An 11444-nucleotide genomic window follows, 5' to 3' on the forward strand; every position below is an offset into this window, starting at 1 on the left:
GGTCGGCCCCGCCCCGTCCCATCCGCCCCTGGCCCACGCCGGTGCGGCTCTTTCCGCCATGTCCACCTCTGATCCCGCCAGCACCCCCCTGCCCCCGCCAGACCCGGTCACCGAGGCGGCCCCCCCGGGGCTGCTGCGCCGCCACGGTGCCGACCTGCTGGCCGGCCTGTCGGTGGCCGGCGTGCTGCTGCCCGAGGCCGTGGCCTATGCCGCCATTGCCGGGGTCGAGCCCCTTCACGCCCTGATCGCCGCGCTGGTGGGGCTTTGCGTCTACCCCTTGCTGGGCAGCAGCCGCTTCGCCATCGTGGCGCCCACCTCGTCCGCTGCCGCGGTCTTTGCCTCGGCCGTGGCCATCGGTGGTCCGGCCATGGGCTACGCCCTGGTGGGGCTGACCGGACTGATGTTCCTCACCGCCGGGCTGCTGCGCGCCGGCTTCCTGGGGGCCTTCATTTCGCGGCCGGTGTTGCGTGGCTTTGCCTGGGCCCTGGCCGTGACCATCGTGATCAAGCAGTTGCCCCACATGGCCGGCGTGGCCGGGCATGGCAGCCTGCCGCTGCCCCTGCTGTGGCAGCTGATGCAAGCCCGTGCCGAGTGGCACCAGGCCAGCCTGGCCCTGGGTTTTGGTGCGCTGGCGCTGTGGCTGACGCTGCGCCAGGTGGCCCAGCGCTGGGTCTTTGTGCCGCCGTCGCTGCTGGTGCTGGGCCTGGGCATCGCGCTGTCGGCGGGTCTGGGTCTGGGCGATCAGGGGGTGAAGCTGGTCGGCGACATCGACTGGCAGGGCCTGGGCTGGCAATGGCCCGAGCTGCGCACCGAACAATGGCTGCGGGCGGCTGAAATCGCCCCGGCGCTGCTGCTGATCCTGTTCGCCGAATCCTGGGGTTCGGTGCGTTCGCTGGCCCTGCAGCACGGCCACACAGTGCGCGCCAACCGTGAACTGATGGCGCTGGGCGCAGCCAATCTGGTGAGCGGCCTGGTGCAGGGGCTGCCCGTCGGTGCGGGCTTCTCGGCCGCCATGGCCAGCCATTCGGCCGGCGGACGCAGCCAATGGGCGGGCCTGGGCGCCGCGCTGGCACTGGCCTTGTTGCTTTGGCTGGCCCGGCCCTGGCTGGCCCTGATGCCAGTGCCGGTGCTGGCTGCGGTGGTGGCGGGCATTCTTTCGCACAACCTGTGGCCCAAGGCCATGATCGCCACCCTGCGCCTGGGCAGCGATGCCTGGCTGGCCTTGGTGGCAGGGGCTGGGGTGCTGGGTTTCGGCGTGCTGTTCGGCATGCTGTTGGCGGTGGCCCTGTCGCTGCTGCTGGCGCTGCGGCGCTTTGCCCAGCCGCTGGTGTCCGAGTTGGGCCTGCTGCCCGGCACGCGCGACTACCTGGACTGCGAACGGCACCCCGAAACCCGGGTGCAGGCCGGCATTCTGGTGATGCGGCCCGAAGAGCCGCTGTTTTTTGCCAATGCCGAGCAGGTCTTCAGCGTGGTGCGCCAGCGGGCCGAACAGCGCAACGCCCGCGTGGTGGTGCTGAGTCTGGAGATGAGCGACGATTTCGACACCACGGTGATGGAGGCCCTGGCCGAATTCGCCGCCGCCCTGCATCAGGCAGAGCGGGTGCTGCTGCTGGCCCGGGTCAAGGACAAGCCCCGCGAGGCCCTGCTGCGCCAGGGCCTGGCCGATGGTCACAACGGCCACCTGACGCTGTACTGGAGCGTGGACGACGCCATGCGTGCCGCCCAGCGCCTGCAGCCCGCCTGAATCAACTCATGCGCAAAGGGATGGTGATGGGGCCGTCGTTGACCAGGTGCACCTTCATGTCCGCCGCAAAGATGCCCGTGGCCACCTCCGTGTGCTGGGTGCGCGCTTGCTGCACCAGGTGCTCATAAAGCCGGCGGCCGTCATCGGGGGCCGCCGCCTGGGTGAAGCTGGGGCGGTTGCCACCGGTGCAATCGGCCGCCAGGGTGAACTGGCTCACGACCAGCAGCCCACCCGGCCGGCCCTGACCGTCCAGGTCCTGCACCGAACGGTTCATCTTGCCGGCCTCGTCGCTGAAGATGCGCAGCTTGAGGATTTTCTGCAGCAGGCGCTCGGCCACCGCCTCGGTGTCCCCCCGCTCGGCGCACACCAGCACCAGCAGGCCCGGCCCAATCCGGCCCACCGTCTGGCCATCCACCACCACCCAGGCCTCGCTGACACGTTGAATCACGCTGATCAAAAGCTCACCCTTTCAAGTTCATAGCTGACAAAAATTGAAAAAAGACGCGCTGTTAACATACCGTTCGTCTGAAATGTTACTGTTCGCTCTAATATTCAACACTTTCACAAGGCAGTGCCGCAGTGTGCCATTGCATGCACGGGCCTTTCTCAACGATTGAATCGATGACCAAGCCCCTCCACTCCCACGCCAGACCCCGATGGTCCGCCTTGTCGCCTTTATGGCCTGCGCTGCTGCCTTTGGCGCTGCTGATGGGCCAGGCCCGGGCACAAAACACCCCGGCGCCCGCGAGCACGACCACGCCAGCCACCAGCGCGACCGCGGCCACCGCGGCGCGCGAGCGCGCAGCCACCGTCAAGCTGGTCAATGGCCAGGTACTGGCCCGAGGCCCGCAAGGTGAACGCCCACTGAACTCGGGCGACGAAGTGGCGGCCAGCGAGCGGGTGCAGACCGGCAAGGGGGCCTCGGTCAGCCTGGTGCTGCGCGACGGCAGCACCTTGATGCTGGGCCCCGACAGTGCCCTGGACCTGAAAGAGTTCCGCTTCAACTCAACCACCAACGAAGGCAACATGGTGCTTTCGGTGGTCAAAGGCACACTGCGCATGATCACCGGCCTGATTGGCAAGACCCGCCCTGAGTCGGTGCGCATCACCACGCCGACCTCCACCATTGGCGTGCTGGGCACCGACTTCATTGTCGAAGTGAGCGAGGAGGTACAGCCATGATCGCCCGTCGCCTTGCCCTGTGCTCGCTGCTGGCCTTGACCGCGCTGGCCGGTTGCTCTACGCCGCCGCCCCCCAAGCCCCTGGTGCCACGCGTGCAGGTGGTGCTGCTGCCCCAAGAGGATGGCCGCCCCACTGGGGTGGTCGTGCAATCGGGCAACGCCAGCCAGACGCTGGTCGAGCCCTTCCAGCGCGCCAGCAGCCGGGCCAACCAGGCCCCGGTGGTCGACCGGGCCGACCCCGAACAGGTGCGCCAGACCTATGACCCCTTGTTCAAGATCGCGCCCCCGAAGCCCGTGCGCTACGTGCTGTTCTTCCAGCCTGGCGGCACGCGACTGACGGGCGAATCGCAAGCCGAGTTGCCACGCATCCAGGCCGAAACGGCCCGCTTCCCCGGGGTTGAGATCCTGGTGGTGGGTCACACCGACACCAAGGGCAACGGCGACGGCAACGACGCCCTGTCGCTGCGCCGCGCCCAGCAGGTGCGCGAACTGCTGGTGCAGCAAGGCCTGCCCGCCAACCGCATCGAAGCCGTGGGCCGCGGCGAGCGCGAGCTGGCCGTGCAGACCGGCGACGAAATGGACGAGCCACGCAACCGCCGGGTGGAGATTCAGCTGCGCTGATGCCCGGGGGCCTCAGGCGTACAGCCGGGGCCCAGCCTCACGCACGGCCTGGGCCATGACCGGCCCCACGGACTGCAGCACTGGCTGCCACACGCTGTCGTAGGCCGGCAAGGCCTCCGGCGCGAATGAGGTGTGCGGCCAGTCAGACCCCCAGACCAGGCGGGGCGCCTGGCCCGGCCCGGCATGGCGTGCCGCCAGTTCGACCACCCGCTGGATCGACGCCGACAGTGCGGCATAAGGGGCTTGCGCCCCCAAGCGGTACCAGCCGGACAACTTGACCCAGGCCCCCAGGGTCAGCAGAAGCGCCAGCGTCTGCCATGCAGGATCATCGTCCGGCAGACCTGCCTGCAGGCCGGCCAGGTGATCGAGCACGCAAGGCAGCCCGGTGCGCTTGTGCCAGGCCAGGATGGCGGGCAGATCGCTCGCCCGCGCATACCACTGCACGTGCCAGCCCAGGGCGCTCAGCCGGGGCGCCAGGGCGACCAGATCGTCCGCCCCGTTGCCCACCGGCGACACCAGATTGAAGCGCACGCCACGCACACCCAGTTGCTGCATCTGCGCCAGTTCGGCGTCGGTGACCGAGGCGTCGACCACCACCACGCCCCGGTGCCGGCCCGGCTCGTGGGCCAGGGCCTGCAGCAGCACCTGGTTGTCGCAGGCATACACGCTGGGCTGTACCAGCACCAGGTGCCCCACGCCGTGGGCCTGGGCCAGGGCTTCGATGTCTGACAAGGGCCGATGCACGGGCTGGTAATGCCCGGCGGCCACCGGCACCTCGGCATCGAACACATGGACATGGCAATCCCAGCCCGGGGCGGGCAAGCCTGCGGGCGGCGCTTGTGCCGTGGGCGGGGCAATGACCAGGCTCATCGTGCTCACCCCACCGAGATCTTGCGCTCGCGCACCACCTGGGCCCACAACGCCTGCTGTTCACGGATGAAGCGGCCGGCGCTGGCCTGAGAGGCATCGGCAAACACGTCGCCGCCCAGCTGGCGCACGCGGCCCAGCACCTCGGGATCGGCCAGGGCGCGTCGGATGCCGGCCACCAGGGCCAGGCGCGTGGGGTCGGGCAGGCCGGCGGGGGCCAGCACCGGGTTCCACTCCAGCACCTCGTAGCCGGCCACGCCGGCCTGCTCCATGGTGGGCACCTCGGGCAAAGACCGCGTGCGCACGCGGCTGGTCACAGCCAGGGCGCGCAGCTTGCCGGCCTGGATGTGGCCCAGTGACGAGGCCACATTGGCAAAGAACAGCGGCACCTGCCCTCCCATCACGTCGTTCAGGGCCGGGCCACCGCCCCGGTAGGGCACATGCGCCAGTTGCACCCCGCCACGGGCCTCGAACAGAGCACCCGCCAGGTGCTGGGCCGACCCGTTGCCCGAAGACGCATAGGCCAGTTCACCGGGTTTGGCCCGGGCCAGCCGCAGCACATCGCGCACCGACTGGGCCTCGAAGCCCGGCGTGCACACCAGCACATTGGGGAAGGTGGCCAGCACCGCCAGCGGCGTGAAGGCCTTGGCGCTGTCGTAGGGCAGGCGCGGGTACAGCGAAGGGTTGACGGCAAAGGACGAGGCGTCGAGCAGCAGGGTACTGCCGTCGGGCGTGGCGCGCGCCACCTGGCTGGCCGCCAGTTGGCCGCTGGCCCCGGGCTTGTTGTCGACCACCACGGTCTGGCCCAGCGCCTCGGCCAGGCGCGGCGCCACGATGCGCGCCATCAGATCGGCGCCGCCACCGGCCGGGTAGGACACCACCAGGGTGATGTTGCGGCCGCCGGCAATGGTTTGACCCGCTTGTGCGCCCAGCCAGGGGGCGGCCAGCGTGGCAGCAGCGCCCAGACACAGGCGTCGGCGGGGTTGATCGATGCGGGAAATGGCTTTGTTCATGGTCTTGTCTCCTGGGTGAATGCGGGGCTGGCTCAGGTCAGGGTCACGGTGTAGTGAAAGGCATGGGCATCGCCGCGGGTGGTGCGCCACTCGACGCAGCGGCCGCTGAGGTCGTAGGCCTGGCGGGTCACGACCGCCGCAGGGTGGCCCGCGGGCAAGGCCAGCAGGCGCGCCTGGGCAGCAGCCAGCAGGCCGAAGCCGATGTCGTCCACGGCGCGCTGCACATGCACGCCGCACACCCGGGCGTACATGGGGTAGAGCAAAGCGTCCCAGTCGGCGCTGTCACCCTGGGCCAGGGGGGCAAACAGGTCCATGGGCAGCCACAGGTCTTCCAGCAGGCAGGGCTGGGCGTCGATCAGGCGCAGGCGTTGCAGGCGCAGCACCGGCTCGCCCGGAGCCAACCCCAGGGCCCGCGCGGCCGCTGCCGAGGCCGCCACCCGCTGACGCGACACGATGCGCGAGGCCGGCACCACGCCCGCGTGCTCACCAAAGCGGAAGAAGCGCAGCATCGAGGCCCCCGCAATGCCCTGGCGCACAAAAGTGCCTTTGCCATGCACGCGCTCGATCAGGCCCTGCTCGGCCAGCAGCTCCAGGGCCCGGCGCAGGGTCCCCAGAGCCACGCCATGTTCTGCCGCCAGCAGTTGCTCGGCCGGCAAGGCGCTGCCGGGTGGCCATTCGCCCGCCACCACGCGGCTGCGCAAGGCTGCGGCCAGGGCGCCATAGCGACTCTGCCCCGGCACCGGCGCCGTGGCGGCGTTGGCCACGCCCCCCTGGGGCACCACTGTCAAGTGCTGTTTGTTCAATTCGGCCTCCAACTCATCTAGAGGACCAGAAGTCTAACCGAGTTTGAAAAATGGCCTCTTGCGGGTTTCGCTCATCTATTGAGGATTGCCATCAATCTGTTCAAACCCGCCGGACTCGGGCTCAATGGCCAGTCATCGCCCCTCTGCTGAACCCCCTCATGGAACACCACGCCGACACCTTCTTTCTGCAACAGATCTGGCAGGCGGTCGAAGGCGACCCCGCGGCCCTGGCGCACGTCCGCTTCCAGGGCCAGGGCGCCCTGGCCTCGGTCTTCGAGGTCACGCCCTTGGCGGCAGCCTCGATGGCGGCGGCCGGCCTGGCCGCGGCCACCCTCGAACAGGCCTTGCACGGGCTGGACCTCACGCCGACCGTGACGGTGGACCGGCGCCTGGCCTCGATGTGGTTTGCACTGTCGGTGCGCCCCCAGGGCTGGGCCCTGCCCCCGGCCTGGGACGCCGTGGCCGGCGACTACCGCTGCGCCGACGGCTGGATCAGGCTGCACACCAATGCGCCGGCGCACCGGGCCGCAGCCTTGTCCGTGCTGGGCGTCCCCGCCGAACGCGCCGCCGTGGCCGCAGCCGTGCGGGCCTGGCCCGCCGAAGCGCTGGAAAGCGCCGTGGTGGCGCAAGGCGGCTGCGCCGCCGCCCTGCGCAGCGCCCGCCAGTGGCAGGCCCACCCGCAGGGGCAGGCCGTGCAGAGCACGCCGTTGCTGGAGCGGCAGGCCGGCCTGCCTGCGGCCACCCCGGGCTGGCAGCCGGTGCGCAGCCGCCCCTTGCAAGGCCTGCGGGTGCTCGATTTGACCCGCATCCTGGCCGGGCCGGTGGCCACCCGGCTGCTGGCGGCCCTGGGCGCCGAGGTGCTGCGCATCGACCCGCCCGGCTGGGACGAGCCCTCGCTGGCCCCCGAAGTGACGCTGGGCAAGCGCTGCGCCCGGCTGGACCTGAAAAGCCCTGACGGCCTGGCCCGATTCCACGACCTGTTGAGGGGGGCCGATGTGTTGGTGCATGGCTACCGCAGCGATGCGCTGGAGGCCCTGGGGCTGGGGGCGGCACAGCGCCAGGCCTGTCGCCCCGGACTGGTCGACGTCTCGCTCGATGCCTATGGCTTCACCGGGCCCTGGGCCCGCCGGCGCGGCTTTGACAGCCTGGTGCAGATGAGCATCGGGGTGGCCGACGCGGGACGCCCCACGCGCGACGACGACACGCCGCCGGTGCCGCTGCCGGTGCAGGCCCTGGACCATGCCACCGGCTACCTGCTGGCCTGCGCCGCCTTGCGCGGCCTCACCCGGCGCCTGCAGCAGGGCCAGGGCAGCCAATGGCGGGCCAGCCTGGCGCGCACCGGGCAATTGCTGCAGGAGCGCCCCAGCGCAAACCCGGCCGCGGCCCTGGCCCCCGAAACCGAAGCCGACCTCCTGCCCACGCCCGAGGCCACCGCCTGGGGCCCGGCCCGCCGCCTGCGGCCGGCCCTGAGCATCGACGGACTGACCTTGCAACAGGCCCTGCCCGCGGGCCCGCTGGGCAGTTCGCCCGCCCGCTGGCACGATGGCGGCTGACACCATCGACACATGAGGAGCCCATGGGCTGGATCACCGCCGAACAAGCCCTGCACGTGCTGCAGGTGCGTCCGCAAACCCTGTATGCCCAGGTCAGCCGCCACGCCATCCGCAGCCGCCCCGACCCGGCCGACCCGCGGCGCAGCCTGTACCACGCGCAGGACGTGCAACAGCAGGCGGCCCGACGGGCAGGACGCCGTCGCGACCAGGCGATTGCCGCCGCCACCATCCGCTGGGGCGACCCGGTGTTGGACACCCGCTTGTCCACCGTGAACCAGGGGCGCCTTTGCTTTCGGGGGCGCGATGCGGTGGCGTGGTCAAAAAGCGCCACGCTCGAAGAGGTGGCCGAGCTGCTGTGGCAGGCCCGCCCGGCGTGGCCCCTGGCCAACGCCCCCCACCGCCCCAGCCCGGCGGCGCCCGCCCTGACCCGGGCCCTGCAGGCCCTGGCCGAACGCGCAGCCCACGACCCGGCCACCCTGGGCGCCCAAGCCGACAGCCTGGCGCCCCAGGCCGCCTCGGTGCTGATGACGGTGGCCGCAGCCCTGATCGACGATGCGCCGGCCCAAGCCCAGGGTCGCCCCCTGCATCAACGCCTGGCCCAGCAATGGGGCTGCCCCCAGGCGGCCGAGCTCATCCGTCAGGCCCTGGTGCTGCTGGCCGACCACGAGCTGAATGCCTCCACCTTTGCCACCCGGGTCACCGCCTCGACCGGGGCGGCACTGAGCGCCTGCGTGCTGAGTGGCCTGGCCACCCTGTCGGGCCCGCTGCATGGCGGCGCCGTGGCGCAGGTGCAGGCCCTGGTGGACACCACCCTGGCGCAAGGGGCCGAGGCGGCTCTGGCGCCCGCGCTGCAAAGCGGCCGCCTGTACCCGGCCTTCGGCCACCCGCTGTACCCTGACGGCGATGTACGTGCCCAGACCTTGCTGGCGAGCCTGATGGCCTCAGGCGGGCGGCTGCCACCGGGCTTTGCCGAGTTGCAGACCCTGGCCCTGCAACGCGCCGGCGAACACCCCACGGTCGACTTCGCCCTGGCCGCCCTGGCCCGGCAACACGGCTGGCCGGCCGACGGCCCCTTCACCGTGTTCGCGCTGAGCCGTTGCGTGGGCTGGCTGGCCCACGCCATCGAACAAGTGCAGCAGGGCGCGCTGATCCGCCCCCGGGCCCGCTATGTGGGGCCGGCCCTGGCCGAAGCGACCGAAGCGTCAGCTCCCCGACCTGAGGCGCGAACCATCAGCCGCTGGCATCCTTGATGGAGCCGGGCTCCGGCGTCCTAGGCTTCTACCCAGGCACCTACCCCTACCAGGGCACCGTGCTGCCGTCGTAAGCCCGAAAGCCGCCGTTGTCGGCCGGCCCCAGCGTCGCCAGGGTGTCCAGCATCTCGGCGGCGGCCAGTTCGGGCGGACGCACGCGCAGGCCCTGCTTGGCAAAGGGCTGCGACAGGCCCGTGTCCACTGTGCCGGGGTGCAAGGCCACGCACACGGCCTCGCGGTTGTGGCGTCGCAGCTCGATGGCGGCGGTGCGCATCAGTTGGTTGAGGGCCGCCTTCGAGGCCCGGTAGCCGTACCAGCCGCCCAGGGCGTTGTCTTCGATGCTGCCCACGCGGGCCGACAGAAAGGCCGCCAGCACCGGGCCGCTGCGCGCCAGCAGCGGAAAGAAATGCTTGATCAGCAGGGCCGGGCCGATGGCGTTGACCGCAAAGGCCTGCTGCAGGTAGGCCGCGTCGAGCTGGCGCCAGCTGCGCTCGGGCCCGGCGCCCTGCTGGTGCAGAAACCCGCTGGCCACCACCAGGGTGCGCAGGCTCTGGCCCTGCTCGGCGCACTGGGCAGCCAGGGTATGGGCCGCGGCCGCGAGGCTGGCCTCGTCCTGCAGGTCGATCAGCAGATCGTCTGCAGGGGCCCCATCGCCGCTGGAGCGGCGCACCGACACCCTGACGCCGGCCTGCGGATGGCGCACGCGCAGGCCCGCAGCCAGGGCCGCGCCCACGCCGCCTTGCCCACCCACCACCAGGGCAACAGCGCCCGGCAGGCCCAGCGCAGGCAAGGTGGGGGCGGGAGGGCTCAAGCCTCGTCGCCTTCGACCAGGCGCACCTTCACCACCTTGCCCTTGATGCGGCCGGCCGAAAGACGGCGCACCGCCTCGCGCGCAATGGCGGTATCGACCGCCACATAGGTGCTGAACTCGTTGACGTTGATCTTGCCGATCTGCTCCTTGGCAAAGCCGGCCTCGCCGGTCATGGCGCCCAGCACGTCGCCCGCGCGGATCTTCTCCTTGCGCCCGCCCACGATCTGCAGGGTGGCCATGGGGGCCTTGAGCGGGCCCTTGCCGGTGGGGGTCAGGCTGTCCAGCGGCTGCCATTCGGATTCGCGGCCCTGCATCTGCTCGATGCGGCCGACATAGCCCATCTCGTCCATGCTGACCAGCGTGAGCGCCAGGCCCTCGGCGCCGGCACGCCCGGTGCGGCCGATGCGGTGCACATGCACCTCGGGATCGGGGCTGACATCGACATTGATCACGGCCTGCAGGTTGGCCACATCCAGGCCGCGGGCCGCCACGTCGGTGGCCACCAGCACCGAGCAACTGCGGTTGGCAAACTGGATCATCACCTGGTCGCGCTCACGTTGCTCCAACTCGCCATACAGGGCCAGGGCGCTGAAGCCCTGGCTTTGCAGCAGGCTGACCAGGTTGCGGCACTGCTGCTTGGTGTTGCAGAAGGCCAAGGTGGATTCAGGGCGAAAGTGGTTCAGCAGTTGGGCCACGGCCGGCAGGCGCTGGGCATTGGTGGCCTCGAAGTACAGCTGGCGGATGGTGTTGCTGTCGTGCTGGGCCTGCACCTTGACCTGTTTGGGGGCTCGCATGAATTGCGCGGCCAACTGGTCGATGCCCTCTGGATAAGTGGCCGAGAACAGCAGGGTCTGGCGCTGCGGCGGGCAGCGGCGCACCACCGAGGCGATGTCCTCAAAAAAGCCCATGTCGAGCATGCGGTCGGCTTCGTCCAGCACCAGGGTGTTGACGCTGTTGAGCTGCAAGCTGCCCCGGTCCAGGTGGTCCATGATGCGGCCGGGCGTACCGACCACCACATGGGCGCCGTGCTGCAGGCTGAGCGTCTGGCCGCGCAAGGCCACGCCACCGCACAGGGTGACCACCTTGATGTTGTCGACCGAGCGCGCCAGGCGCCGGATCTCCTGCGTGACCTGGTCGGCCAGCTCACGCGTGGGGCACAGCACCAGGGCCTGCACATCAAGCCGGCCGGCTTCCAGCTTCTGCACCAGGGGCAGACCGAAGGCGGCCGTCTTGCCGCTGCCCGTGCTGGCCTGGGCGATCAGGTCGTGGCCAGCCAGGGTCAGGGGCAGGCTGGCGGCCTGGATGGGCGTCATGGCGGTGTAGCCGAGCTGCACCAGGTTTTGCAGGGCGGCGTGGGGGAGGCCCAGGGCCTCGAAGCCCTGGGTGACCGGGGCGGAGTTCGAACTGTTCATTGGGGGATTATCCTGGCTATGGGGTTGGGGGGGGTGACTTGGCGGTCATTGCGCCCTGGCTGGGGGCTCGAATGGGGCTTGTGCTTTGTTGCACTCAACATGAGGTGGGTCTGCCGCTGCGCTCTGTTCCATCTGCTGCTTGTTTCAGGGCGGAGGCCGGGATTGCGCCCCGGCGGGCGCCTCACTTTC

General features: G+C 70.6%; 11 protein-coding genes. 5 read left to right on the forward strand and 6 right to left on the reverse strand.

The genetic code is table 11. The features are described from left to right. Positions 1-58: 58 nt before the first annotated feature. Positions 59-1744, forward strand: coding sequence for a SulP family inorganic anion transporter (locus AC3WUT_RS27975; RefSeq protein ID WP_492350339.1), 1686 nt, complete (start codon positions 59-61; stop codon positions 1742-1744). Position 1745: 1 nt separating this feature from the next. On the opposite strand, the gene dtd is transcribed toward AC3WUT_RS27975, so the two are convergent. Beyond that, on the reverse strand, positions 1746-2201 hold the full coding sequence (dtd, locus tag AC3WUT_RS27980; protein WP_492350340.1) for a D-aminoacyl-tRNA deacylase: 456 nt from the start codon (positions 2199-2201) through the stop codon (positions 1746-1748). Positions 2202-2365: 164 nt separating this feature from the next. On the opposite strand from dtd, the gene AC3WUT_RS27985 reads away from it, so the two are divergent. Together AC3WUT_RS27985 and AC3WUT_RS27990 are read left to right on the forward strand one after the other, a co-directional pair. Then, on the forward strand, positions 2366-2926 hold the full coding sequence (locus AC3WUT_RS27985; protein ID WP_492350341.1) for a FecR family protein: 561 nt from the start codon (positions 2366-2368) through the stop codon (positions 2924-2926). Then, positions 2923-3546: an OmpA family protein gene (locus AC3WUT_RS27990; RefSeq protein ID WP_492350342.1), complete on the forward strand. Its 624-nt coding sequence runs from the start codon at positions 2923-2925 to the stop codon at positions 3544-3546. Before AC3WUT_RS27985 ends, AC3WUT_RS27990 begins: the two co-directional genes overlap by 4 nt. 12 nt (positions 3547-3558) lie before the next feature. Here AC3WUT_RS27990 and AC3WUT_RS27995 read toward each other — a convergent pair whose 3' ends face one another. From AC3WUT_RS27995 to AC3WUT_RS28005, 3 genes are read right to left on the reverse strand one after another with little or no spacing between them, the layout of a single operon-like run. Beyond that, positions 3559-4416, reverse strand: a complete 858-nt coding sequence (locus AC3WUT_RS27995; RefSeq protein WP_492350343.1) for an amidohydrolase family protein — start codon at positions 4414-4416, stop codon at positions 3559-3561. Positions 4417-4421: 5 nt separating this feature from the next. After that, positions 4422-5426 carry a tripartite tricarboxylate transporter substrate binding protein gene (locus tag AC3WUT_RS28000; RefSeq protein WP_492350344.1) on the reverse strand — a complete coding sequence of 335 codons (1005 nt, stop codon included), beginning with the start codon at positions 5424-5426 and terminating at the stop codon, positions 4422-4424. Between the two features lie 32 nt (positions 5427-5458). After that, a complete protein-coding gene (locus tag AC3WUT_RS28005; protein ID WP_492350345.1) occupies positions 5459-6229 on the reverse strand; it encodes a GntR family transcriptional regulator in 771 nt (256 codons plus the stop codon). Between the two features lie 158 nt (positions 6230-6387). Between AC3WUT_RS28005 and AC3WUT_RS28010 the strand changes: the two genes are divergently transcribed. Further along, on the forward strand, positions 6388-7782 hold the full coding sequence (locus AC3WUT_RS28010) for a CoA transferase (RefSeq protein WP_492350346.1): 1395 nt from the start codon (positions 6388-6390) through the stop codon (positions 7780-7782). 23 nt (positions 7783-7805) lie between these two features. After that, positions 7806-9032 (forward strand): citrate synthase, encoded by a 1227-nt coding sequence (locus AC3WUT_RS28015; RefSeq protein ID WP_492350347.1) that lies wholly within the window; start codon positions 7806-7808, stop codon positions 9030-9032. A 46-nt stretch (positions 9033-9078) separates the two neighbouring features. On the opposite strand, the gene AC3WUT_RS28020 is transcribed toward AC3WUT_RS28015, so the two are convergent. Together AC3WUT_RS28020 and dbpA are read right to left on the reverse strand one after the other, a co-directional pair. Continuing rightward, positions 9079-9843, reverse strand: coding sequence for an SDR family NAD(P)-dependent oxidoreductase (locus tag AC3WUT_RS28020; protein WP_492350348.1), 765 nt, complete (start codon positions 9841-9843; stop codon positions 9079-9081). Then, the gene (gene dbpA / locus AC3WUT_RS28025; RefSeq protein ID WP_492350349.1) at positions 9840-11255 is read right to left on the reverse strand and encodes an ATP-dependent RNA helicase DbpA; all 1416 of its coding nucleotides are present in this window, start codon (positions 11253-11255) and stop codon (positions 9840-9842) included. The genes AC3WUT_RS28020 and dbpA overlap by 4 nt, the downstream gene beginning before the upstream one ends. Between the last annotated feature and the right edge of the window lie 189 nt (positions 11256-11444).

Source organism: Curvibacter sp. EU05-FHT14A10, from assembly GCF_058791075.1.